This is a genomic window from Chitinophaga hostae (assembly GCF_018224885.1).
Taxonomy (GTDB): Bacteria; Bacteroidota; Bacteroidia; order Chitinophagales; family Chitinophagaceae; genus Chitinophaga; species Chitinophaga hostae.
Map to the genome: position 1 here is coordinate 22,246 of NZ_JAGTXB010000023.1, position 23,000 is coordinate 45,245.

Consider the following 23,000-nt stretch of genomic DNA (forward strand, 5'->3'; position numbering starts at 1 on the left):
TATTTTTGCTGGGCACTAAAGCTAAATCAATCTTATGGCCATTGTAGAATTGGTAATGCCAAAAATGGGAGAAAGCATCATGGAAGCCACCATCTTGCGTTGGCATAAAAAGGCAGGCGATCACGTAAAAGTTGATGAAACCGTGCTCGAAATTGCCACCGACAAAGTGGATAGCGAAGTACCCTCCATTGCGGAAGGAGAGATCACAGAAGTGCTCTTTAATGAAAACGATGTGGTACCGGTGGGTACTGTCATCGCCCGCATTAATACCAATGCCGATGCAGCGGCGGTATCTGCACCTTCGGCACCGGAAGCGCCTGCAGCAGTTTCCGAACCCAGATTTACTTCGGCGCCGGTACCTTCGGCGGCGGCTGAAACGCCTGCTTCTTCCGGCGGCGCCAAATTTTATTCTCCCCTGGTACTCACCATTGCACAACAGGAAGGTGTCAGCTTTGTTGACCTGGAAAAGATCCCCGGCTCCGGAAACGACGGCCGTGTTACCAAAAAAGATATTTTACAATTTGTGGCCGACCGCCGGGAAGGCAAAGTAATTCCGGATGTAACGCCGGAACCTGCATCTGCTGCGGTAGTTACTGCCCGTCAGCAACAGGCGGTGGTTACCAACACCACGGTGGCATCCCCTACCTACAACGGAAACGTGGAAATCGTGGAAATGGACCGCATGCGCAAGCTGATCGCCAATCACATGGTGATGAGCAAACAAACCAGTCCGCATGTGACCAGCTTCGCCGAAGCCGATGTAACCAACCTGGTGAAATGGCGCGACCGCATGAAAGGCGATTTTGAGAAACGCGAAGGAGAGAAGCTCACCTTTACACCCCTGTTTATTGAGGCTATTGTAAAGTGTATCAAGCGTTTCCCGTTAATCAACTGCTCACTCGACGGTGATAAAATCATCATCAAAAAAGATATTAATATCGGTATGGCGGCGGCCTTACCAAGCGGTAACCTGATTGTTCCGGTTATTAAAAATGCCGATCAGCTCAACCTGGTAGGGTTAACCAAACAGGTGAACCACCTGGCCAATGCATCCCGCCAGAATAAGCTGAAGCCGGAAGATACCCAAAGCGGTACTTTCACGCTGACTAACGTAGGCACTTTTGGAAGCCTGATGGGAACACCTATCATCAATCAGCCACAGGTCGCCATCCTGGCGGTGGGTGCTATCAAGAAACGCCCGGTAGTTATCGAAACAGCGGAAGGAGATACCATCGGTATCCGGCATATGATGTACCTGTCCATGTCGTACGATCACCGTATCGTGGATGGTTCCCTGGGAGCCACTTTCCTGACAGCCGTAGCGCAGGAGCTGGAGAATTTTGATCCTAAGAAAGGACTGTAGAAAGCAAAAAGCTGAAAGCATAAAGCAAAAAGCTATTGAAGCGATTGATAAAGGAGAATAAGTCACCATTTCTGGCCCATACTCCTTTATCAATCGCTTCAATAGCTTTTTGCTTTATGCTTTCAGCTTTTGCAAAAATAAAAAAGGCGCCATAGAGCGCCTTTTTGAGTTCCTTTGTGCCGAATAAGGGGATTATTAATAACGACGGTCGCGGGAACCATATCCTCCGCCGCCACGGTTATTACCACCGCCACCTTTGAAATTATTATTCGGTTGTTTAGGTCTTGCTTCGTTTACCATCAATTGCTTACCTTCGATTTCGCTGCCGTTCAAACTATCCATAGCCTTTGCTCCTTCTTCTTGATTAGGCATTTCCACAAAGCCAAAACCACGTGAGCGGCCAGTTTCGTGGTCTTTGATAACCTTAGCGGAGGTAACCTCTCCAAAATCGCTGAAAATCTGATGGAGATCCTCATCGTTCAACCTATAGTGCAGGTTGGCTACGTAAATGTTCATGATAACTGAAATTAAAAAAATGAAAAATAATATATTGAAGTTAAGGAAATAAAGCTAATAAAAAAGTTAGCGTCTAAATATTTTTGTTTTTACCTACTTTTTTACTATCGCATTACCTTGTTAAATCCTTTATAGTGTGTAGTTTGACTGCCCCTGAAATATTATTTAAAATAGGTCAGTTTCCCCTTAAAACGCGCTTTTTTGCCGTTTTTTTTTCGTAAATTCAGTACAGGATCCATTAAATTTAATTGATATGGGAGCGTTAAGTGAAACATGGTTCGCTGATGGTTATATTGACTTTGAGCTGAAAAAGTATACCCTTTTAGCCTATTTGCAGGACATCAATCATTACTTCACCCAAAGCAAACTGTACCCGCAGTTGTCCGACATCATTTTCCATTACAATAACCTGGTTGCCTTCCGGGACAACAAGCAGTTTTTGCAGCAGCAGTTTCCCAAACGGCTCACTGCTGTAAATCTGCAGAAGCTGGAGTTATTGTATGAACAACTGATTGCGGATGATGAGCTGATGGAGGAACTGGAAACCATCATCCAGTATTCCCTGCCTCAGCTGAACAGCAGGATAAAGGAAGGGGCGGAGATTTATGATTACGTGGCGGAAAATCTGAGCATTTTCCCGGTGGGGCTCATCCCCCTGGAAACGGCAGAAGGGTACCTGTTACTTTGCGATGGGCGGGGGAGTCAAACGCTGGTATATGCCTATCGGTTAACGATTTTTGAGCGGCATGATGAGAAGTTCCGGGGTATCCATACCCAGTATGTGCAGACCTATAGGAAGGATTTTGTGCATACCATCGGGCATATTAAAACCATGCTGATACGGGAAAGGAACGATTTGCCCAACCCGGCGGTATACTGCGCGGAAACGCCGTTGGTAGTACCGGTAAATGAAACCTTGTTGCCGGTGGCCAAGCGGAGTCTCGTAAAATACATCGCGGAACAGGCGGCATAGGAGGTAAAACGAATGATCCTTAAACCGGGTGCTATTTTAGCGCCGGCGCCTTTGTTTCGCCATCATACTGTATTTCAAGGGTATGGTCTTTCAGGAATGGCGCATAATACTGCTCCATTACTTTCTGTATTTTCTCTTTGGATTGTGCAATATAAGTAGGGTTATTTTCCAGCTGGGCGCGGGAAGTCTGGTACAGTGTTTTTTGTACGTCGGTATAGGTTTCATCGTTCTGGAACAGCAGCCAACCCTTACGGTTAGAGGTTTCCATACGATCCATCTTCAATTCGTAGCTGAGCAGGCGGGGGGCGGGTAAACGGAGAATAATCTTCTTATCTGTTAGTTCTACTTTAAACAACTTCTCGTCGATATTAACCCCAAATTTGGCCTGGTAGGGAATAGTCACCCATACTGTATTTTCCAGGAAGGCCTTTTTCAGGTTATCGGTCCAGTCGCCGTTATTTTCGATATTGCTTCTTTTTATACTCGCGGATCCCTGCACATCCAGGCTGGCCAGTTCCGCAATTTCTTTCACAATAGTGCTGTTTGAAATCACCTGCTGACTTACATTGGTGCTGCCAAAACGTTTACCCATCCAGAATATTAATACGGCTAAGGCAATCAGCATAACCGGCAGAAGGAGCTTTTTCAGATTCATGTTAATGGCCGCAGTTTAGATGACACAATGATAAATTCTTTTTTCGACACTGTTACCTGGTAAGGGTGTCGATCAGTGCGCTATGCTCCGGGTAGGCTGCCTGCAGCGGTGCTTTTTCGGCGAGTTCAAAGTCGGCGAAATCGAAGCCGGGCGCTACGGTGCAGCCGGTAAGTGCATAGCCGCCGGGTACTTCCACGCGGGAGGCGAACCAGTTGCCTGCCGAAATGATGACCTGCAGGCTTTCTCCATTGGCAATATCGCGACCCAGTTTGTGTATCAGGAGCTCGCCACCCGGGGCTATTTCATAAATAGTGAGGGTGTGCCCATCATAGAAATGCCAGATCTCATCGGCGGCGATACGGTGGAAGGCCGAGAATTCTCCTTCTTCCAGTAAAAAATAAATACACGTAGATGCGTTCCGGTTACCACTCATACCAGCCGGTAATGTGGTCATATCCAATACCCACTCAGAACGGTAGGTTTCACGGAATGCGCCGCCTTCCACATGGGATTGCAGTTTCAGTTGTTCACGCCAATGGGCTGCAGAATATTGCATAGATGCCTGTTATAACTCCAAGTTAAGCAAAAAGTATGGTTATTGCTCTTTTTTCGTATATGGGTCAGGGTTATGAAGCTGCATAAATTTTTCCGGGTTGGGAACATCGGTGAAACCAAACTGCCGGTACAATCCATGGGCATCTGCCGTGACCAGCAACATACGTCTCAATCCCTGTACGCCGGGATGTGCCAGAACAGTACGCATCAGTAATTTAGACAATCCTTTGCCGCGGTGCGATTCCAGGATATATACATCTGCCAGGTAGGCGAAAGTAGCGCTGTCGGTAATAAGGCGCGCGAAGCCAATTTGTTGTTTGTTGTGAAACACGCCAAAACACAAGGATCCTGCTATTGATTTCTCAACAATGCTGAGGGGGATGTTTTGTGCCCAGTATGATTCGCGGGCCAGGTAATCGTGAATGGCATGCAGATCCAGCCTGGATTTGTCGGCAGTGACCAGGTATTCGCCTTCCATTACATCAGTGGTTTCCATATTATTTGAGTTAGCATTCAGCTCACTAAAATAATAAATATTTCACTTTAGCTGGCAACGGCTACCTGGTGCGATCCTGTTACCGGCAGGTGCGCAATAGTAGCAGCGGTGGCAGGCGAAAAGTAAGAAGGTGTTTCGTGATTGAACAGCAGGTAGTCGTTTATAAACATTGCCTGGTTGTAGTAGGCAGTGGTAGCCACCGGCGTTTGCCACTCGGGCAGATTCAGCTGGCGCAGGGCGCTCAGGGCTGTTTTATACCGGATCATCCGGGCATATAGCTGCGGCGGAATGCCTACTATTTTGCTGAAAAGACGCTCCAGTGTGGGCCTGGAAAGTCCATACCGGCCGGATAATTCCTGTACTTCCACATTTCCCTGCATAATCAGCATATAATCGACCATATCGTCTACCATTTTCAGATTGCCGTTCCGGGCGTCAAGCGCCTGCAAACAAACATTATCCAGCAGGATTTCCACCTCTTTGGGGGCGGTGATATGTTGTAAAGCAGTAATCAGTTCATTCCATACCGGTGGCTCAATGCTGGCCAGGTTGCGATAATAATTGGTGAAGCTGGCAGCATCCAGTCCCAGTAAACGATGACAGCCATACGCATTTAATTGTACCACCGCTACTTTTACCGGTCCCTGTACCTGTAACTGGCAGGCGCAGGTCAGATGCCCCAGAACGGAGGCAGCAGGTAACGTAAAAGCCTTGTGATTCACTGGTTTGATCTCCGCTTTCCCCTCCAGGATGAATACCATGTATTGGTCGCCAAGTGCAAACAGGTTTTGTGGCAGCTGGATAATTCCACGGGTATTATCTTCCCAGAAATAATATTGCTTTACAAAAGGACGTAATGCATCCGCAGGATGATGGATATGGAAGTTCATAGGTACAATAATGTGGTGTTAAGGATATCGCTATCGCTGCAAGATCACACCATACGCTAAAGTGGCGATGTTATTGTAAATATATGTTAAATATTTTATATTATGAAAAATATATTTGAGAGATAGGGGAGGGGAGCAGCGAATGGCGGGCGGAACATGCCCGTTTTCAAGCCACGCATTACTTTTTCGGATAACGCTCTGAGTTCTTTTTCTTTAGTGCCCATACGTTTTAAATTGATGCTGGATTGCATTCCAGGATAGCAGTTTAATAATAATTTAAGTCCGTTCTTTCCGCCTAATTCAATTTCTTCCTGAATTGGTTCCATATTGTTTACAATCATCCGGTTATCACAAACCGGAATATATAGATTCATTAAATTCATAATGACCCTGTAATATCGTCTTTCAATTACATCCGGTGGTATGCTATGGCCGCCTTCCTTTACCCGCTTTGCAACCCTTATTTTTGCTAATTCTGGTGAGTTAAGCCAAAAGTAAAGCAGTGTAATTGTATATCCCGCTGTTTTTGCGGTTTTTATGAGAGACACACAGCTACGTGTAGCCAATGTTGTTTCAAATGCAAAATCAACTTTTTCTTTTATCAGGAAGTGAATTTTTTGCAACATGATTCTCCCTGCTTCCAGTGCAACATGCTCCGGATTTAGCGGAGACAAATCTGCTGCAATGATATCTGCATTTACAAATTCCCTGCAATCCAGTATTTCAGGTAATATCGCAAAACTCGCAGTTGTTTTTCCCGCACCGTTACAGCCGGCAATAATGTACAAATTCGGCATGCCACAAAGATGTACAACTCACTCGCCATCCCTGTTATTTATAAGCCAATGTTGGTGTATTAACAAACCTGTAACCGGGTGTAGCAGCCGATTCCATCGTTTTAATATTTCTTCTCACAAAAAAAATGCTACAAGCACCTTTATGGTACCTGTAGCATTTTAGCTATGCTGATTATTTTATTGTTGCAGATCCCAGCCCCAGTTGATTCCTTTTTCGGTAGCAGGAACGCCTTTTTCCAGCCACTGCGGAGCCGGCGCGCCTTTCAGGAAGTGGTCAAAGAACTGCTGTTCCCTGCGCTGTATGTCCTTACGGTTCTGGCGTTGTACCAGGTTATGCGCTTCGTTGTTATAGTTCAGCAGCCAAACGGGCTTGCCTAAACGACGTAATCCGGTAAACAGCTCAATGCCCTGGTACCAGGGAACGGCGCCGTCTGCGTCGTTAGACATGATGGCTACGGGTGTGGTTACACGCGGAAGGTTAAAGAGCGGAGAATTTTCGATATAGAGTTCCGGTTTATCCCATAAAGGAGCGCCTATGCGGCTTTGAGAGTGTTCATACTGGAATTGTCTGTTCATCCCGCTTTCCCAGCGTATTCCTCCATAGGCGCTGGTCATATTGGCTACCGGGGCGCCTGCCCAGGCAGCTTTGAACAGGTTGGTTTGAGTAATCAGGAAAGCTACCTGGTAGCCGCCCCAGCTCTGACCCTGTATGCCCATGTTTTTGCCGTCTGCCCATAGTTTTTTAGCCAGGTCTTCTGCGGCGCTTACAATATAATCGTATGCGCTCTTGCCTGGGTAGCCGTTTTCATAACTGATATCCGGCGCAAATACCAGGTAGCCGCGGCTTACAAAGAAAGAAATATTGAGTCGCGAAGGTGTTGGTGCGGGCGGTTGATAACTATACAAACCGTCTGTCAATTTCTCATAGAAATAGAAGATCACCGGGTACTGTTTGGTGCTGTCAAAATCTTCCGGTTTATAAAGAATACCTTCTGCAGGTTTGCCGCTGAAAGTCGTCCATTTGTAGAGTGATGCGCTGCCCCAGTTGTATGTTTGCTGTTGGGGATTGGTATGACTGAGCGCTGTTGCCCCGGCGATATTATCTCCAGCAAATACGTTGGGTGATATTTCGTAGCGGCTGCGGATAAAAGTATACGCATTGGCCTCTTTCGCCTTTTGCAGATCGCTGTAGGTATATGGGCCGAGGACTAACTGGCTGAGGGGTTTGGTTTTCCCGTTTTTGCCAGGTAATGGTTGCTGATAAAAACCGTTGTATTTGGTGCTATCCTGGAAAGCAGACAGCATCAGGGTTTCATTGGGTGTGAAAAACCGTTGTTCCGGATCGAGGCGGAGGTAACGGAACCGGATCTTATCTCTGCGGCCCGCTCCCTGCGTTATATTTACCGGGGCCTTTTTACCGGCAGGATCTGTTTCCCATATGTCGTAACGGTCGTAGATATACACCGCTGCATCATTGGCCATCCATCCTGCAATGCCATATGCTTCCGGGGCATCGGGGTGGTCATCTTCTTCATCATATACCTTGGTGGGTATACCTTTGCTGATGTTTACCACTGTGCCGGTGTTGTTGTCGTAACTGAACCACTGTTTGTTTACCAGGTCATACCAGGTAATATATTTCCCTTCGGGAGAAATAAAGAACTGTCCATCGAGTTTTTCTTTTATTTTTTTGCGCGTGCCATCATTTACATTCACGAGCCAGGCGGTTTTGAGGGTGCGGCCTACCCATTGCAGGGGCACGCGTTCTCCTTTATCCGTATAGCCGAGTGCGTTAGTACTGTTGCCTTCTGCCGCAGTGATCAGGGTTTCGAGGTCTTCGGCGCCCAACTGAACAATACGGTTGCCGGCAGGGTAGTATACGGCTGCATAATTTCTTTTCAGTTCTTTGTCGGCATTTTTCAGCTGCATGGGTTGCAGGTAGTCATCTTTATAATTCCATATATCTACTTTGGCTACCTCAAAATCAACGATGTTGGTATCCTTTACAGGTAATATGGGTGCGGTGCCAAAGAAGAGCCGTTGTCCGTTTTTGCTGAAATAGATCAGGCTGTTGGAGCTGATGGTCCAGTTGGCGGGGATGCCGCTGCTGTTTTTGCCGGCTGCTTCTATAGCGCTGTCCTGGCCCGGTTTGAAGTAGTACAGTTTATAGAATGGCTGTAATGCTTTTTCTGCGTCGGAGGTACCAAACCAGGCGGCCTGTTCTCCTTTTTCATCGAATGCAAACTGTTTATAGTCTGTATTGCCGCGGCTAAGGGTATCAGCTTTACGGGTGGCTGTTTGCCAGCGTAATACGCTGTTACGGGAAAGTGAATCTTTTTTGTCGGCGCCTGTTTCTACCAGCAGGTGATTACCGGGTTTGCTGAAAACATATTCCTTTACATTTTTGATCGTGTCTTCCCTGCCACTGAGTAGCTGACGGATGATGAGCGTGCCGCTCTCTGAGCCGGCAGCAGGGGTTTTATCATCGTCGGCCCGATCAGCATCCGTAAAATCTTTCGGCGTTTTATTCCCTTTGTTTTTGGCGGTATCGGCGGGCTTTTCCTGTAACCAGGCGAGTAATCCGCTGCCTTTTTCCGGTGTTTTAAAAGATTTCAGCCCGGGAAATTTCTGTATACCGGTTTGACCGAGGGGGATGATAGCCAGTGAGTCTTTCGGCATTTCAGCCGCTTTCTTTTTCTTGATTTTTGCTTCGCGGGTATCTTTAAAAAGCGGTTTGATACTGCAGATAACATAGCGGGAATCTTCCGTGATCACCGGGTTGCTGCCCCTTGGCACCTGTATGGATTGTCCCGTTTTGCGGTTACTGATCACCAGATCGGCGTCACCTTCCTGTACCATTACGGCGTATACGATCCACTGTCCGTTGTTGCTGATCAGCTTTGTGCCAATGCTTTGCCAGCTATCGTATACACTGTGATCCAGCGGTTTTTTAGCAGGTTGTTGCGCATAGGTAACAATGGTTGATCCCAGGAGGGATATCCCTAAAAAAACTTTTCTCATAAATGCTAAAATACTAATTGCGACGATCAAAATATATAATTGTGGCAAATAGAGGGGGCTTGCCCGGGATTTTGTTTTGCCCAGGATTAAACTGATTTTGATGATTTAAAGGATTTTTTCTTTTTTGATTTTAAAAGATTAAAAAAGATATCAGTGAGTTTTGCCCATATCTCCCCTAATCTTTTAAAATCAAATTGTAATCACAGAAAAAAATCCTTTAAATCATCAAAATCAGTTTAATCCTGGGCAAAACAAAATCCCGGGCAAGACAAACCCCCTCAGGTTCTGCCCTTTACCACGCGGAGCATCTGTAGTCCTACAGATAGCATGATGCAGGCCAGTCCGGCGTAGAAGGCGTTGTTCAGGAACTTGTTTTCATGGAAAAGTATAAAAGCCATTACGATGCTGTATACGGGTTCCAGGTTGAAACAAAGATTGACGGTAAAGGGGGAAATCTTTTTTAATGCGCTCATACTCAGCAGGTACATCAGTACAGTGCAGAACCAGGCCAGTATAAAAAGATACAGCAGGTCCATGGAAGAGGGGAGCAGGGAAGGAACGGGGAAAACGTGGATATAAAAAGGCATGGCGATGGTGAGCACCGCGAAGCCGGTAGTCAGTTCGTAGAAAGTGATGGTATTGGTATCAAAACGTTTGATCAGTCGTTTGTTAAATACGGTAAACAGGGCAGCAAACATGGCGGAGATAATGCCCAGGATAATACCGGTCTGGTATTGGGTGTCGAAATGAAAAATGAGCAGGATGCCGAGCAGTGTGAGGAGACTGAGCAACATTTCTGCTACGTCGAAACGACGTTTGTTGATAAGCGGATCAAAGATGGCGGTAAAGAGGCTGGTCATTGAAAAGCAGATCACGCCGATTGATACGTTGGAGTATTTGATACTGCCATAGAAAAAGAGCCAGTGCAGCGCCACTACTACACCGGTGCTGCCGATGGGAAGAATATCTTTCCAGGGAAGTTTTTTAAAGGTGCCCTGCAAACGGAACAGGATGTATAATGTAACCGAAGTTATGAGGAGCCGGTACCATACCAGTAGTCCTTCGTTGAGGGAAATGAGTTTGCCTAAAATACCCGTAAAACCAGCCAGGAACACAGAAAGGTGTAACTGGATAAATGCTTTTTTCATGAATCTATAAAATGTATTTAGGGATTTCTTCATTTATAATAAATGAAAAAATCCCTAAAAATGCGATATTATATATATTATTTAATTCTTAACCCTTCTTGCATAATTCCGGAAGAGGCTTTGCCATTGTATTTTCAGTACGCCGAGGACACCTTCTTTTACAATGCCTTTGCTCATTTTGGAGTATCCTTCTTTCCTGTCTTTAAAGGTGATGGCTACTTCCTTGATTTTGAAGCCGAGCTTCCATGCGGTAAATTTCATTTCGATCTGGAAGGCATAACCAACAAATTGTATCTGGTCCAGGTTAATAGCTTCCAGTACGGTGTTGCGATAGCATACAAATCCTGCTGTAGGGTCCCTTACCGGCATCCAGGTGATCATGCCCACATAGATGGAAGCGCCATAGGATAATACGGCGCGGTCCCATGGCCAGTTTTCAGTTTTACCGCCTTTTACGTAGCGGGAACCTACTGCTACGTCTGCACCATCTTTGGCGCAGGCATCGTAGAGCCGTACCAGGTCTTTCGGATTATGAGAAAAATCCGCGTCCATCTCAAAAATATACTGGTAGCCTCTGGCCAGCGCCCATTTGAAGCCATGGATATAAGCGGTGCCGAGTCCTTGTTTGCCGGATCTTTCCTCCAGGAATAATTCGTTTGGATGTTGCTGTTGTAATGATTTTACAATAGCGCCGGTTCCGTCTGGTGAGCCATCATCAATGATGAGGACGTGAAAGTTCTGCTGTAGGGAAAATACAGCGTCAATGATGTTCCGGATATTATCCTTCTCATTGTACGTAGGAATGATGACAAGCTTTTCCAATTCAGCAGATGATGTTTTTGGACTGCGAAAATAATTCAATTCCGGCGCAAGATATGACGTTCCGGATTAACATTACATTTTTTTTAACATCATATTATGAAATATCTCAGTCAGTTTTTGTTTGGTATTGAGCGGGAAATCCGCTTTCATCATCCAATCATAGTACTGAGGTTCTGCTTTCAGGACTTCTCTAACAGAGCGGCCTTTATATTTTCCGAAGTTAAAGACTTCGTTGCCACCCTGCATAACGAGGCGGCGGGCGAAGTCGATATAGTCTTCTTCTTTGGTAAAGTCGGCCAGTGAGTCGATGTCCTGCTGCAGTTGTTCGTAGCGGCCCAGCTGTGCTTCCAGTATTTCGTAGGTAGCCAGTGCGTCTGCCTCTGCACTGTGTGCATTCTCGAGTTGTTTGTCGCAGTAAAATTTATATGCCGCGCCCAGTGTGCGTTTTTCCATCAGGTGGAAAATCCTTTGTACATCTACGAATTTACGTTTTGTTACGTCAAATTCTATGTCTGCACGGAGAAATTCTTCCACCAGCAGGGGAATATCGAAGCGGTTGGAGTTGTAGCCGGCGAGGTCACAATTGTCCATGAATTGTTTCAGTTCATGCGCCGCCTGTTTAAAGGTGGGAGCATCTTTTACATCCTCATCCCTGATACCATGAATTGCTGTAGATCCTGCGGGGATCGGCATTCCGGGGTTAATGCGTTTCACTTTGGACTGTGTTGTTTTGTCCGGAAACACTTTGATAATAGCAATTTCAATGATACGATCAGACGCCACATTGGTACCTGTGGTTTCGAGATCGATTACGGCCAGCGGCCTTTTGAGGAGCAAAGAAGGCATTATATAATATTTAGTAATTGTTTATCCAGTGATTTAATTGTTCGACAGTAATTCCTTCAGCTTGCTGAAATCAAGGCCATCGTAGGTACCTGAACTCATTAACAATAAGTTGGTATCCCGGTAGTTTTGTGCGGCAAGAAATGTTTCCAGTTTTTCCCTGTCGTGGAAAATATGCAGATCGTTACGTCCGAAGCGTTGTGCAATGAGTTCCGGGGCAAGATCGGGCATTCTTTTTATTTCCAGGGCATGTTTACTGTAAAACACCGCTGCGGTATCTGCTGCATCCAGTGCGCCCTGGTATTGTTCCAGGAACTCAGCATTTAAACTGCTGTAGGTATGCAGCTCCAGTACGGCCACCAGTTTCCTGTCGGGGAATTGCTGTTTGGTGGCTTCCATGGTTGCTTTTACTTTGGAAGGGGCGTGTGCAAAGTCGCGGTAAATAATGCCGTGATCGTTCTTTGCTACCAGTTCCAGTCTTTTTGCGGCGCCTTTAAAGGTAGCGATGGCAGCCAGGAATGCCGCATTGGTCATGCCCAGTTCATTGCAAACCAGTTTGGCGGCGTGCATATTCAGGAGGTTATGGTTGCCGAATACTTCCAGGCTGGCCGACTCCTGGCCGAAAAACACGCGGGTAGCGCCGTTTTCGATGGTATGTTGGGGCAGGCCGTATGGAATGAGCCGCAGGTGGGCGCCGGTAGCTGTTACCAGTTCCGCCAGTTCGGGATCTCCTTCGTTGTAAATGAGTACCTGTCCGGGTTCCATCTGCCTGATAAATATGGCAAACTGTTCTTTATATATTTCGTAAGTAGGAAATACGTTGATATGATCCCAGGCGATACCTGTTAATACAGCGATTTGCGGATGCAGGAAATGAAATTTGGGTCTTTTTTCGATGACAGAAGCAGGATATTCGTCTGCCTCGCATACGATCACCGGTGCGTCGGTGATGTTTACGGATTGGGCAAAACCTTCCAGCCTGGCGCCTACGAGGTAGTCGAACGACTGGTGCTGTTGTTGCAGCGCATGCATGACCATGGCCGTAGTGGTGGTTTTACCATGACTTCCCCCGATAGCTACCCGGGTTTTATTTTTACTTTCCTGGTAGATGTACTCCGGGAAAGAATAGATCTTCAGCTGCAATTCCCGGGCTTTGATCAGCTCGGGATTGTCTTCCCGGGCATGCATGCCAAGGATGACCGCATCCAGATCCGGGGTCACCCTGCCGGCATCCCAACCGGTGCTGTCGGGTAAAATGCCTGCCTGACGGAGGTTTGATAGTGCCGGTTCAAAAATTTCGTCGTCACTGCCGGTTACCTGGTATCCTTTATTTTTGAGCGCAATGGCTAACTGGTGCATTACGCTGCCTCCTATAGCAATAAAATGTACTTTTGTCATAAATGCTGGAGATTTTCGGGTCATCCGAAAATTACATTGTTGTTTTTTTTAATGTATTTTCTATATTTGCAAAATAACGTTACAAAAGACGATTAAAAAAGTGATCGCATCATATTTCCTTTGAAATTTCGTTTTAGTTATAATATTTAAATCTCCCAGTATGCAATCTTATGTAAGAATTTTGGGCTACACGGCTATGGTTTGTATCTTTGCTGTTTTCTTAACGTCCTGCGCAAGCCATCAGAAATTGGGTTGCCCGACGAGGGGAATGGCCAAGTCGCCTGCGATAGAACATAACAAAGCATGTTAAATGAATTGGAAAACGTTAACCAGCGAGGAACAACTATCTGAAGTCAATGCGGCATCCGCTCATCAGCCGGTAGCTATTTTTAAACACAGCACGCGATGTTCTATCAGTTCGATGGCCAAAGCGAGATTAGAGCGATCAGCTGTACCTGAAGGGTTAACGTTTTATTACCTGGACCTTATCTCCTATCGTCCTGTATCCAATAAAATTGCGGAAATGTACCGTATACCTCACGAATCCCCGCAGGTATTGGTGATCCGCAACGGGGAGTGTATTTACAATGAAAGTCATAGTGGCATCCTGATGGATGAAATTGTTAGCCAATCCGGGTTATAATCCTTTCTTTGCGGCTGTGAGGCCAGCCTGGTATTACCGGGGCTGTAATAAAGATCTGCTCTCAATAGCAGCAAATAGGCTAGCTTTGCAGGATCAACAGCATAGCCAATGAAACATCGTATAGTTGTAGCAGTTACCGGAGCCAGTGGCTCCATTTATGCCCGCCAGTTATTGAAAAAACTGGAGGTAGCACAGGAACAGTTGGACCAGGTGGCGGTGGTGATGACCGAAAACGCCAAAACCGTATGGCAAACCGAACTGAGAGACGAAGATTACAAACAACTGCCTTTCCGATTTTATACCCAACAGGATTTTCATGCACCCTTTGCCTCAGGCTCCGGGCGTTTCAATACCATGATCATTTGCCCATGCTCCATGGGTACCCTCGGGCGTATTGCCACGGGCATTTCCAATGACCTCATTACCCGCGCAGCCGATGTGGTGCTGAAAGAGCGGAGAAAGCTGATTTGCGTGGTAAGGGAAACCCCTTATAACCTGATCCATATAAAGAACATGGAAGCCGTTACCATGGCCGGTGGTATCATTTGCCCCGCCACTCCTTCCTTTTACAGTTTGCCTGCCAACCTCGAGGAAATGGCCGCCACCGTGGTAGACCGGATCATTGACCTGGCTGGTATAACACAACAAACTTACCGCTGGGGCAGCGATAGTAATAATAAACAGGATTAATTATCTTAGCGCCCATTCTTCATTTTATAACCATTACCATGCAAATAGCTATCATCAACGGGCCCAATTTAAATTTGCTCGGCAAGCGTGAAACAGGCATTTATGGCAGCGAATCTTTCGAACATTATTTCAAACACCTGCAGAAACAATTTCCGGCCGTTACCTTCACCTATTTTCAAAGTAATGTAGAAGGAGAACTGGTTAATTACCTGCACGAAGTAGGCTTTTCATACGACGGTATCCTGCTTAACGCCGGCGCCTATACGCATACCTCTATCGCTATCCGCGACGCCATTGCAGGCATTAAAACGCCGGTGATGGAAATACATATCAGCAACGTATATGCTCGGGAGGAATTCAGACATACCTCCCTGATTGCGCCCAAATGTATCGGCTGTATATGTGGACTGGGCCTGAAAGGGTATCAGCTGGGCGTGGAGTATTTTGGGATGAATGAGTTGTGAACCAGCGGTTAGCTATTAGCTGTTAGCTTTTAGGGAAATACAGCGGAAATTTACGGGGAGTTTGTCCTGATCAGGATTAAACTGATGTTGATGATTGTCCTGATTTGATTATTATTTGATTTTTTGATTTAAAAAGATAAGGGAAGATAACAGTGGATTTTATCTGCTGTTATCTTCCCTTATCTTTTAAATCAAATTTTTAAATCAAAAAAAATCAAATAATAATCGCTAAAAATCATTTTAATCATCATCATCAGTCTAATCCTGGTAAAGACAATCGCCGAAGGCGAGCCCCCGATCAAATTTGATTATTCTGTTGAAATTCATTTAATTGCGGAACTCGAACTTAAATAACCAGTTTAAATAACCAGCATCCAGAAAACCATTTCTATGAAACATTTCCCCTTTGGCAGCATGCTGCCGGCCCTTTTGTTGTCAGCAACTATTGCATTTACCAGCTGTAACAAAAATGACGACGACCCGGTGATCCCCCAGCCCACGATGGATCAGTTATACGGGCTGGCCGTACAAGACGCCATGGTGGCGGATAGCACCGAGATCTCTGACGCATTATGGCCTATTACACCCGACAACCCCGACCTGCAATGGAAAACCATTAATGGTCAGTCGTATGTATTGATGGCTACGTTTATGCGCTTTCCGGCCAGCTACCCGGCCGGCGATTCTATCACCAACGTATGGGGTGAATCCTGGCTGTTTATCCCCAAGCAGATGAAATCAAGGATAGGCGCCTCTTTTACGCCCAGCTCCGATACCATCATGCGGATATGCCAGCTACTGGGTTTGCCGCCGGTGAATTCCAAAACCAATACCCATATTGCTACTATGTGGGTAAAGGCAGACCGCTTATACAGACCGGCAGGAAACCCGGCAATCAACACCAAAAGCGCCGGAGCTGTATTACTCAGCAGCGTAACGCCGGCCTATTCCAAATGGTTTAACGACTATATTATTTACGCTTACTACCGGCCACTCACTTCCGCCACAGATGCGCATTATCCGTGGACAAGAATGGGGTATACCTTCGACTGGGCTCCCGGCACCAGCAGGGTAGGATTGAGCGAATATGTATTGCAGGCCAGTTCCGGCGCCTGGGTAGAGAAGGTGGGCAGGGCAGCGGATTTCTTTAAGAACTGATTTTTTTTGCCCGGGATTTTTTTGCCCAGGATTTTTTCTTGCCCGGGATTAGACTGATTATAATGATTTACAGGATTTTTTTCTTTTTGATTTTAAAAGATTTGGGGAGACATAAGCAAATTATCTCCCTTAATCTTTTAAAATCAAATACAATCAAAGGAAAAAAATCCTGTAAATCATTATAATCAGTCTAATCCTGGGCAAAAAAAATCCCGGGCAAAAAAACGATTTCACCTACAGATACTGGAAATTAGTCTTGGGTGTGATATTCAGCAGCGTTTGATAAATCAGCTGAATGGTATTTTCGATATCATCTTTTTTCACCATTTCCACGGTAGTGTGCATGTAGCGCAATGGTAAGCTGATCAGCGCAGAAGGCGTACCGTCATTGCTGTAGGCGAAAGCGTCGGTATCTGTACCGGTACTGCGGCTTACGGCATGCAGCTGGTGAGGGATATCATTTTTCTTCGCTGTTTTGATGATCAGGTCGCGCAGGATGTTGTGTACGGCAGGGCCATAAGTAATGCTGGGGCCACCGCCACATTTTATTTCCCCTTCAATGTTTTTGTTGATCATAGGGGTGGTGGTATCGTGGGTAACGTCTGTAATGATGGCTACATTTGGTTTAATGCGTTTGGCAATCATTTCAGCGCCGCGGAGACCTACTTCTTCCTGTACTGCATTTACAATATATAAGCCGAATGGCAGTTGTTGTTTCTTTTCTTTCAGTAACCGGGCTACTTCGGCGATCATAAAGCCGCCAATGCGGTTATCGATGGCGCGGCAGATATAGTAGTCGTAGTTCAGTTCTTCAAAACCATCTTCAAAAGTACATACACAGCCTACGTGTATGCCCAGGTCTTCCACTTCTTTACGGGAGCGGGCGCCACAGTCGAGGAAGATGTTTTCCACTTTAGGTTGTGGCTCTTTTCCGTCACCACTGCGGATACGGGTATGTATAGCGGGCCAGCCGAAAACGGCTTTTACCGTACCTTTTTCGGTATGGATATTTACCCGTTTGGAAGGAGCGATCTGTTGATCGGAGCCTCCATTGCGGATTACATAGATCAAACCTTCCGGTGAAATATAGTTTACAAACCAGGAAATCTCGTCGGCATGTGCTTCAATCACCACCTTGAATTCCGCTTTGGGATTGATGACACCGACTGCCGAACCGTATGGATCAACAAAATGCTCATCAATATAAGGAGTCAGGTATTTCAGCCAGAGCTTTTGTCCTTCTTTCTCAAAGCCGGTAGGGGATGGATTATTCAGGTAGTTTTCCAGGAATGACAGTGATTCCTTGTTGAATATTGATTTGTGCTTTTTAGACATATCTTATGGAAATTTTGATCGGACAAAGGTAATGCGAATTTTGTCTTGCCCAGGATTAAACTGATTTTGATGATTATAGGATTTTTCCCTTGATTTTAAAAGATTTTGGGAGATATAAGCGAGTATCGCTGCTATCTCCCAAAATCTTTTAAAATCTCCCAAATCAACAAAAAAATCCTGCAATCATCAAAATCAGTTTAATCCTGGGCAAGACAAATACAGCATTCCCATGTAAATGACGGCAGACAAGGCCATGAACCCATCCAGTACGAAGTAAAACAGGTAGTCGGCGTTGCTATGATGTGCCTTATGTGTGAGTAATGCGGTGGCTAATACCGGTATCACCAGGGAGATGATGGCGGGAAGGCCCGTGAAAGGACTCATTAGTCCTGCGCTCACCGCGGCCATCAGTAAAGTAAAATAATAGAGCCGGTTAAGGTTTTTTATATCCAGCATGGTAATCAGGCTTCTGATACCTTCTTTCTTATCTGATTCCAGGTCGCGGTAATCAAATAGAATGCAGATGGCGTAAATCAGGCAGAAACGGTGTAAGGTAAGGAGTACCAATGGCGCTGTTTCATATGCCCCGGCTACCAGTGCGGGAAGCAGGGTGGTTACATAAGTCCATACGAAGGTGAGGAATAGCGTTTTGCCGATGGCTACTTTGCTGAGCCAGCGGAAGGCGGGGTGAGGTACTTTAGGGGCAGAATACAAAAAGGTCAGCACCGCGCTGCCGGAGAGTACCAGCCAGTGTTCGCGCAGTTGCCAGAAGAACCAAAGGGAGCCTATGATGCCAATACCGCAGAGCAGGAGCATGAGGGTGCGGTGTCTGTCTCCCCAGCTTATTCTTTCAGAAGAAGAGTAGGTGCCTGGTGTGAGGTACCAGTGAAAGTTGTAACTGCAGATAGTGGAAAAGAAAACAAAAAGGTAAAAAGTATTTTTCTCGTAGTGAAGATCCAGCAGTTGATTGGTTTGCCAGATCATCAACAGGGCGCACAACGAAATATAGACCGAAGTGAAGAGTATAAAATTAAAAATGCTTCTGAACATGGAAAGCGATTTAGCTGTTAGCTCTTAACTGTTAGCTTTTAGTAATGCAGCGGAGAGATCAACAAAAACATCATCTCCGCTGCATTGACTAAAAGCTAAAAGCTAACAGCTAATAGCTACAAAGGTATATTGCCGTGTTTTTTTCTGGGCATATTTACCACTTTATTTTCGAGCATTTTGAAAGCTTTGATCAATTTAATGCGTGTCTGGTCCGGGGGAATGACTTCATCGATATATCCTTTTTCTGCGGCCAGGTAAGGATTGGCGAATCTTTCCTGGTAGTCGGCCACCAGTTCATTCATGCGGACTTCCGGATCGGGGGCTGTATCAATTTCTTTTTTGAAGATGATTTCCACTGCGCCTTTAGCGCCCATTACTGCAATTTCTGCCTGTGGGAAGGCAAAGTTGAGGTCGGCGCCGATGTGTTTGGAGTTCATCACGCAGTAAGCGCCGCCATAAGCTTTTCGTGTAGTCACGGTAAGTTTAGGAACGGTTGCTTCGCTGAGCGCATACAGCAGTTTGGCGCCGTTGGTGATGATACCATTCCATTCCTGGTCGGTGCCCGGCAGGAATCCGGGAACATCTACCAGTACCAGCAGGGGGATGTTAAATGCATCGCAGAAGCGGGTGAAGCGGGCTCCTTTTACAGAAGCGTGGATATCGAGCACGCCTGCGAGGTGTGCCGGCTGATTGGCAACGATGCCGATACTTCTGCCTGCAATGCGGGCAAAGCCCACAATCATATTTTCGGCAAAATTTTTATGTACTTCAAAGAAGCTGTCGGTATCCGTGATCTGGGCGATGGCTTCCTTCATATCATAAGGTTGGTTGGGATGCGCCGGTATCAGGGTGTTGAGGGCTTCCCTGGTTTCATTGCCGGGTTCATACGCGTACACCGGGGCGGTTTCCTCGCAGTTTTGCGGTATGTAGCTTAACAACTGCTTGAGGTATTGGATACATTCTATTTCATTGCTGCAGGCGAAATGGGTAACCCCGCTTTTGGACGCATGTGTTTGGGCGCCACCCAGTTCTTCAGAGGTAACCTCTTCATGGGTAACGGTTTTAACAACGTTGGGACCGGTAACAAACATATAGGATGTTTGCTCCACCATGAGGATAAAGTCGGTAATAGCGGGTGAATATACGGCTCCGCCGGCGCAGGGCCCCATGATGGCGGAGATCTGGGGGATAACGCCGGAGGCGCGGGTATTACGGTAGAAGATATCGGCATAACCGCCCAGGCTTACCACGCCTTCCTGTATCCGTGCGCCGCCACTGTCGTTTAGCCCGATAACGGGAGCGCCGTTTTCCATGGCCAGGTCCATGATCTTGCAGATCTTACGTGCGTGGGGTTCTGACAGGCTGCCGCCGTATACGGTGAAATCCTGTGAAAATACGTAGGTGAGCCTGCCGTTAATGGTGCCATAGCCGGTTACTACGCCATCGCCGAGAAATTGTTCCTGGTCGGCGGTAAGTCCGCGGTTACGGTTGGTAACCAGCATATCCAATTCTTCGAAGGAGCCTTCATCCATCAATAGCTGCAACCTTTCGCGGGCGGTGAGTTTACCTTTTTTATGCTGGGAAGCAATACGTACTTCGCCACCACCCAACATCGCCTCGGCCATTTTTGCCTGTAATTCTGCTGATTTATCCATATGCTAGAAATGAAAGATAAAGCCAAAAATAAAAGGATTCCTTTTACTAAAGGAATCCTTGATAGATTGTAAATGTAATGTTTTTTGGCTTCTGTTAACTAACCTTATAAGGGATTTTAGGCGTAAAAATGGTGTCGCTTACATTACCCGCATTGTCCCTGATATATATTTCGAAGTGGATGCTGTCCTTGGGGATTGGCGGATAGTTACCGAATTTGATGTCTGAGTTTTCCAGTAAGATCTGTACTTCTGCTTTTACCCTGTTGCCCCTGTTAGCGCCTATACTGGGCATTTTTTTATACAGGAAGGCGGTATCCGGCGCGTGGCTGTCGATAATAGGAGCAATGCTTAAAGTGTCTTCTATGTCTCCATCCCCATCTTCCACGTTGATCGTTACCACCATCTGGTCAGTATTTACGGTTACACTATCTAATGAATAGCTTTTGAAAGACAGAATGGGTTTAGTGCCTATCTTATCCTTTTTACAAGCGTAGAATAAGCCGACCAGCAGGGACAAAAACAGAATTTTCTTCATAAAACAAACCTACATTAATTTAGGAAATATACAAATATTCGGTTATCTCAATCCAACTTCTTAAAAAACGTTTTTTAGTGACAATTGTTACTTACTGTGGCTAGATTTATTCTTCTCCCTAACTTTGTCTGATTTTAAAGACCCATTTACATGACCGCCGTATCACCGGAATATATTTTTTCATTGCAGGAAAGTGAGCTGGAAGCCGCTGCGCTGGAGCTTTTCAGATATCAGTACCAGGAAAATGAGCTTTACCGGGCCTATACGGATGCCCTGCGCATACGGCCGGCTTCAGTGAAAAGTATTTTAGCGATTCCCTATCTGCCTATACAATTTTTTAAATCCCATACGGTGGTATGCGGTCATTTTGAGCCGGAGCTGGTGTTTGAGAGCAGCGGTACCACCCAAACGGTGAACAGCCGTCACCTGGTAAAGCATTCGGCTGTTTATACCCGGAGCTTTATGACTGCTTTCGAGCAGTTTTACGGGCCGGTGAGCGATTACGTGATCCTGGGACTGCTGCCATCTTACCTGGAGCGGCAGCATTCATCGCTGGTACGTATGGTACAGGAGATGGCGGAGCGCAGCGGCCATGAGGAGAGCGGTTTCTATCTTTATGAACATGATAAGTTGTCGGCGCAGCTACAGGCCCTGGAACAGCGGGGGCAAAAGGTACTGCTGATAGGCGTCACCTTTGGATTGCTGGACTTTGCGGAGCGGCATACCCTGCAACTGAAAAATACCATTGTAATGGAAACGGGGGGCATGAAGGGCCGCCGGGAAGAATGGACCCGGCAGGAAGTACATCAGTTCCTGAAAGAAAAGCTGGGAACTTCCGTGATCCATGCTGAATACGGGATGACAGAGCTCTTATCCCAGGCCTATTCCAAAGGCAACGGGCTGTTTGAAACACCACCCTGGATGAAGGTATTACTACGGGATGAAAATGATCCTTTCCAGATCACCGCCGGTAAAGGCGCCGGCGTGATGAATGTAATTGACCTGGCCAATATTTATTCCTGCGCTTTCATTGCTACAGAAGATATCGGCAAAATGCAGGAAGATGGCTGTTTCGAGGTACTGGGCCGGTTAGACAATTCTGCGTTGAGAGGATGCAGCCTGATGGTAAGCTGAGGGGGCTTACTCTCCATCCATGGCGGCAAGATGCAGCAATGCCGGTAGTTTGCCGGGTTCGTGCATAATCGCGGAAAGGGATGACATATAAGGAAACGAATGATGATCCATACCAAACTTATGTAACAGGTATACGTCCAGCTGTTCGGGTGAAGTATGGCCCTGGATATAATCGCTGAGATAGAACAGGAAACGTTGTCTTTCTTTCTCAGATAACAGTACCAGCGCTACCTTATCTTTCAGGCTGTTGTGCTGGCCGGACCGGAATATTTTGAGTGCCTGCTTGTATTGGGTGAGCGTCAGTTCATCAAAGGAGGCGGGGAGCAGCTGGGTACAGAAATAATCCACCGCGATGTCGTCGAAGAAGCCGGCTCCTTCGTCTGTATCCGGTTCATTATGCCAGGTAGCCCATTCATACAGCTGCGGGGTGGTAATAAACCCGGTGAGCAGCGCTTCCAGCTGATGGATCACACCTTCCCGGCTGGGAGCGGTATCATTAGCATGAGAAATGGCGGTAACAATATCCTGGTAATAGTTTTCATTGATTTCACTGGCCGTCTGAAACAGCAGCCTGCTTACTTCAGTAGTATCCTCGTCTTTAGGCTGCATCGGGGTTACGCCACGTAACTCCTCAATTACTTCCAGTCTGGTTTTAGTACCGCGTAAATATGCTTTTAATAGTGTTACAAAGTAAACGGATGTTACAGGCGACATTTCATTTTTCATGGGCCGAGTTTATTTCATATTTCATTGGGTACAGGCCAAAATTAGTATAAAATGCTGAATACTGGACTAATCAGCATCACCATTTAGCCATCCTTAACAGCCGGTTGTCCGCTTTAACATTTTTTTGGGGTGG

Annotated in this window: 23 protein-coding genes; 7 read left to right on the forward strand and 16 right to left on the reverse strand. The window is 46.3% G+C overall.

The genetic code is table 11. The features are described 5' to 3' along the window. Nucleotides 1-34 precede the first annotated feature (34 nt). Nucleotides 35-1,363, forward strand: coding sequence for a dihydrolipoamide acetyltransferase family protein (locus KE626_RS29605; protein ID WP_211976684.1), 1,329 nt, complete (start codon nucleotides 35-37; stop codon nucleotides 1,361-1,363). 195 nt (nucleotides 1,364-1,558) lie between these two features. On the opposite strand, the gene rbp is transcribed toward KE626_RS29605, so the two are convergent. Further along, nucleotides 1,559-1,879, reverse strand: a complete 321-nt coding sequence (gene rbp, locus KE626_RS29610; protein WP_079468754.1) for an RNA-binding regulator — start codon at nucleotides 1,877-1,879, stop codon at nucleotides 1,559-1,561. Between the two features lie 253 nt (nucleotides 1,880-2,132). Here rbp and KE626_RS29615 point away from each other — a divergent pair, with 253 nt between their 5' ends. Beyond that, nucleotides 2,133-2,852, forward strand: coding sequence for a hypothetical protein (locus KE626_RS29615; RefSeq protein ID WP_211976685.1), 720 nt, complete (start codon nucleotides 2,133-2,135; stop codon nucleotides 2,850-2,852). A gap of 31 nt (nucleotides 2,853-2,883) precedes the next feature. Here the strand turns inward: KE626_RS29615 and KE626_RS29620 are convergent, their stop codons facing one another. The 10 genes from KE626_RS29620 to KE626_RS29665 form a co-directional block, all read right to left on the reverse strand. Next, on the reverse strand, nucleotides 2,884-3,507 hold the full coding sequence (locus KE626_RS29620) for a DUF4230 domain-containing protein (RefSeq protein ID WP_211976686.1): 624 nt from the start codon (nucleotides 3,505-3,507) through the stop codon (nucleotides 2,884-2,886). A 52-nt stretch (nucleotides 3,508-3,559) separates the two neighbouring features. Next, a complete protein-coding gene (locus tag KE626_RS29625; protein WP_211976687.1) occupies nucleotides 3,560-4,063 on the reverse strand; it encodes a cupin domain-containing protein in 504 nt (167 codons plus the stop codon). A 39-nt stretch (nucleotides 4,064-4,102) separates the two neighbouring features. Continuing rightward, a complete protein-coding gene (locus KE626_RS29630) occupies nucleotides 4,103-4,558 on the reverse strand; it encodes a GNAT family N-acetyltransferase (protein ID WP_249207800.1) in 456 nt (151 codons plus the stop codon). A gap of 47 nt (nucleotides 4,559-4,605) precedes the next feature. Further along, nucleotides 4,606-5,448, reverse strand: a complete 843-nt coding sequence (locus tag KE626_RS29635) for a helix-turn-helix domain-containing protein (protein ID WP_211976688.1) — start codon at nucleotides 5,446-5,448, stop codon at nucleotides 4,606-4,608. Nucleotides 5,449-5,543: 95 nt separating this feature from the next. Continuing rightward, the gene (locus KE626_RS29640; RefSeq protein WP_211976689.1) at nucleotides 5,544-6,245 is read right to left on the reverse strand and encodes an ATPase; all 702 of its coding nucleotides are present in this window, start codon (nucleotides 6,243-6,245) and stop codon (nucleotides 5,544-5,546) included. Between the two features lie 177 nt (nucleotides 6,246-6,422). Further along, nucleotides 6,423-9,266 carry an alpha/beta hydrolase family protein gene (locus tag KE626_RS29645; RefSeq protein ID WP_211976690.1) on the reverse strand — a complete coding sequence of 948 codons (2,844 nt, stop codon included), beginning with the start codon at nucleotides 9,264-9,266 and terminating at the stop codon, nucleotides 6,423-6,425. A gap of 278 nt (nucleotides 9,267-9,544) precedes the next feature. Then, nucleotides 9,545-10,414 (reverse strand): DMT family transporter, encoded by an 870-nt coding sequence (locus tag KE626_RS29650; RefSeq protein WP_211976691.1) that lies wholly within the window; start codon nucleotides 10,412-10,414, stop codon nucleotides 9,545-9,547. A gap of 81 nt (nucleotides 10,415-10,495) precedes the next feature. Continuing rightward, entirely contained in the window at nucleotides 10,496-11,236 is a 741-nt protein-coding gene (locus KE626_RS29655) for a polyprenol monophosphomannose synthase (protein ID WP_211976692.1), read from the reverse strand. Between the two features lie 72 nt (nucleotides 11,237-11,308). After that, complete coding sequence (locus tag KE626_RS29660) at nucleotides 11,309-12,082, reverse strand: 3'-5' exonuclease (RefSeq protein WP_211976693.1); 774 nt, start codon at nucleotides 12,080-12,082, stop codon at nucleotides 11,309-11,311. A 33-nt stretch (nucleotides 12,083-12,115) separates the two neighbouring features. Beyond that, nucleotides 12,116-13,477, reverse strand: a complete 1,362-nt coding sequence (locus KE626_RS29665; RefSeq protein ID WP_211976694.1) for a UDP-N-acetylmuramate--L-alanine ligase — start codon at nucleotides 13,475-13,477, stop codon at nucleotides 12,116-12,118. A gap of 310 nt (nucleotides 13,478-13,787) precedes the next feature. Here KE626_RS29665 and ytxJ point away from each other — a divergent pair, with 310 nt between their 5' ends. From ytxJ to KE626_RS29685, 4 genes are all read left to right on the forward strand, one after another. Next, the gene (gene ytxJ / locus KE626_RS29670; RefSeq protein ID WP_211976695.1) at nucleotides 13,788-14,120 is read left to right on the forward strand and encodes a bacillithiol system redox-active protein YtxJ; all 333 of its coding nucleotides are present in this window, start codon (nucleotides 13,788-13,790) and stop codon (nucleotides 14,118-14,120) included. 108 nt (nucleotides 14,121-14,228) lie between these two features. Beyond that, complete coding sequence (locus KE626_RS29675) at nucleotides 14,229-14,810, forward strand: UbiX family flavin prenyltransferase (protein ID WP_211976696.1); 582 nt, start codon at nucleotides 14,229-14,231, stop codon at nucleotides 14,808-14,810. A 38-nt stretch (nucleotides 14,811-14,848) separates the two neighbouring features. Continuing rightward, on the forward strand, nucleotides 14,849-15,274 hold the full coding sequence (gene aroQ, locus KE626_RS29680) for a type II 3-dehydroquinate dehydratase (RefSeq protein WP_211976697.1): 426 nt from the start codon (nucleotides 14,849-14,851) through the stop codon (nucleotides 15,272-15,274). A 390-nt stretch (nucleotides 15,275-15,664) separates the two neighbouring features. Continuing rightward, the gene (locus tag KE626_RS29685) at nucleotides 15,665-16,432 is read left to right on the forward strand and encodes a hypothetical protein (RefSeq protein ID WP_211976698.1); all 768 of its coding nucleotides are present in this window, start codon (nucleotides 15,665-15,667) and stop codon (nucleotides 16,430-16,432) included. A 234-nt stretch (nucleotides 16,433-16,666) separates the two neighbouring features. Here the strand turns inward: KE626_RS29685 and KE626_RS29690 are convergent, their stop codons facing one another. The 4 genes from KE626_RS29690 to KE626_RS29705 form a co-directional block, all read right to left on the reverse strand. After that, nucleotides 16,667-17,767, reverse strand: a complete 1,101-nt coding sequence (locus KE626_RS29690; RefSeq protein ID WP_211976699.1) for a M42 family metallopeptidase — start codon at nucleotides 17,765-17,767, stop codon at nucleotides 16,667-16,669. A gap of 192 nt (nucleotides 17,768-17,959) precedes the next feature. After that, nucleotides 17,960-18,817 (reverse strand): UbiA family prenyltransferase, encoded by an 858-nt coding sequence (locus tag KE626_RS29695; RefSeq protein ID WP_211976700.1) that lies wholly within the window; start codon nucleotides 18,815-18,817, stop codon nucleotides 17,960-17,962. Nucleotides 18,818-18,933: 116 nt separating this feature from the next. Beyond that, nucleotides 18,934-20,472, reverse strand: a complete 1,539-nt coding sequence (locus KE626_RS29700; protein ID WP_211976701.1) for an acyl-CoA carboxylase subunit beta — start codon at nucleotides 20,470-20,472, stop codon at nucleotides 18,934-18,936. A gap of 94 nt (nucleotides 20,473-20,566) precedes the next feature. After that, on the reverse strand, nucleotides 20,567-21,007 hold the full coding sequence (locus KE626_RS29705) for a hypothetical protein (RefSeq protein WP_211976702.1): 441 nt from the start codon (nucleotides 21,005-21,007) through the stop codon (nucleotides 20,567-20,569). A gap of 150 nt (nucleotides 21,008-21,157) precedes the next feature. Between KE626_RS29705 and KE626_RS29710 the strand changes: the two genes are divergently transcribed. Beyond that, nucleotides 21,158-22,141 carry a LuxE/PaaK family acyltransferase gene (locus KE626_RS29710; protein WP_211976703.1) on the forward strand — a complete coding sequence of 328 codons (984 nt, stop codon included), beginning with the start codon at nucleotides 21,158-21,160 and terminating at the stop codon, nucleotides 22,139-22,141. A 6-nt stretch (nucleotides 22,142-22,147) separates the two neighbouring features. Here KE626_RS29710 and KE626_RS29715 read toward each other — a convergent pair whose 3' ends face one another. Then, nucleotides 22,148-22,867, reverse strand: a complete 720-nt coding sequence (locus KE626_RS29715) for a hypothetical protein (protein WP_211976704.1) — start codon at nucleotides 22,865-22,867, stop codon at nucleotides 22,148-22,150. Nucleotides 22,868-23,000: the final 133 nt, after the last annotated feature.

Bases quoted from the DNA above. Each gene is read 5' to 3' on its own strand.
- ytxJ (WP_211976695.1), top strand. From the start codon at position 13,788: ATGAATTGGAAAACGTTAACCAGCGAGGAACAACTATCTGAAGTCAAT.
- aroQ (WP_211976697.1), top strand. From the start codon at position 14,849: ATGCAAATAGCTATCATCAACGGGCCCAATTTAAATTTGCTCGGCAAG.
- KE626_RS29665 (WP_211976694.1), bottom strand. From the start codon at position 13,477: ATGACAAAAGTACATTTTATTGCTATAGGAGGCAGCGTAATGCACCAG.
- KE626_RS29695 (WP_211976700.1), bottom strand. From the start codon at position 18,817: ATGTTCAGAAGCATTTTTAATTTTATACTCTTCACTTCGGTCTATATT.
- KE626_RS29615 (WP_211976685.1), top strand. From the start codon at position 2,133: ATGGGAGCGTTAAGTGAAACATGGTTCGCTGATGGTTATATTGACTTT.
- KE626_RS29690 (WP_211976699.1), bottom strand. From the start codon at position 17,767: ATGTCTAAAAAGCACAAATCAATATTCAACAAGGAATCACTGTCATTC.
- KE626_RS29620 (WP_211976686.1), bottom strand. From the start codon at position 3,507: ATGAATCTGAAAAAGCTCCTTCTGCCGGTTATGCTGATTGCCTTAGCC.
- KE626_RS29645 (WP_211976690.1), bottom strand. From the start codon at position 9,266: ATGAGAAAAGTTTTTTTAGGGATATCCCTCCTGGGATCAACCATTGTT.
- KE626_RS29660 (WP_211976693.1), bottom strand. From the start codon at position 12,082: ATGCCTTCTTTGCTCCTCAAAAGGCCGCTGGCCGTAATCGATCTCGAA.
- KE626_RS29710 (WP_211976703.1), top strand. From the start codon at position 21,158: ATGACCGCCGTATCACCGGAATATATTTTTTCATTGCAGGAAAGTGAG.
- KE626_RS29635 (WP_211976688.1), bottom strand. From the start codon at position 5,448: ATGAACTTCCATATCCATCATCCTGCGGATGCATTACGTCCTTTTGTA.
- KE626_RS29630 (WP_249207800.1), bottom strand. From the start codon at position 4,558: ATGGAAACCACTGATGTAATGGAAGGCGAATACCTGGTCACTGCCGAC.
- KE626_RS29640 (WP_211976689.1), bottom strand. From the start codon at position 6,245: ATGCCGAATTTGTACATTATTGCCGGCTGTAACGGTGCGGGAAAAACA.
- rbp (WP_079468754.1), bottom strand. From the start codon at position 1,879: ATGAACATTTACGTAGCCAACCTGCACTATAGGTTGAACGATGAGGAT.
- KE626_RS29685 (WP_211976698.1), top strand. From the start codon at position 15,665: ATGAAACATTTCCCCTTTGGCAGCATGCTGCCGGCCCTTTTGTTGTCA.
- KE626_RS29715 (WP_211976704.1), bottom strand. From the start codon at position 22,867: ATGAAAAATGAAATGTCGCCTGTAACATCCGTTTACTTTGTAACACTA.
- KE626_RS29625 (WP_211976687.1), bottom strand. From the start codon at position 4,063: ATGCAATATTCTGCAGCCCATTGGCGTGAACAACTGAAACTGCAATCC.
- KE626_RS29650 (WP_211976691.1), bottom strand. From the start codon at position 10,414: ATGAAAAAAGCATTTATCCAGTTACACCTTTCTGTGTTCCTGGCTGGT.
- KE626_RS29605 (WP_211976684.1), top strand. From the start codon at position 35: ATGGCCATTGTAGAATTGGTAATGCCAAAAATGGGAGAAAGCATCATG.
- KE626_RS29700 (WP_211976701.1), bottom strand. From the start codon at position 20,472: ATGGATAAATCAGCAGAATTACAGGCAAAAATGGCCGAGGCGATGTTG.
- KE626_RS29675 (WP_211976696.1), top strand. From the start codon at position 14,229: ATGAAACATCGTATAGTTGTAGCAGTTACCGGAGCCAGTGGCTCCATT.
- KE626_RS29705 (WP_211976702.1), bottom strand. From the start codon at position 21,007: ATGAAGAAAATTCTGTTTTTGTCCCTGCTGGTCGGCTTATTCTACGCT.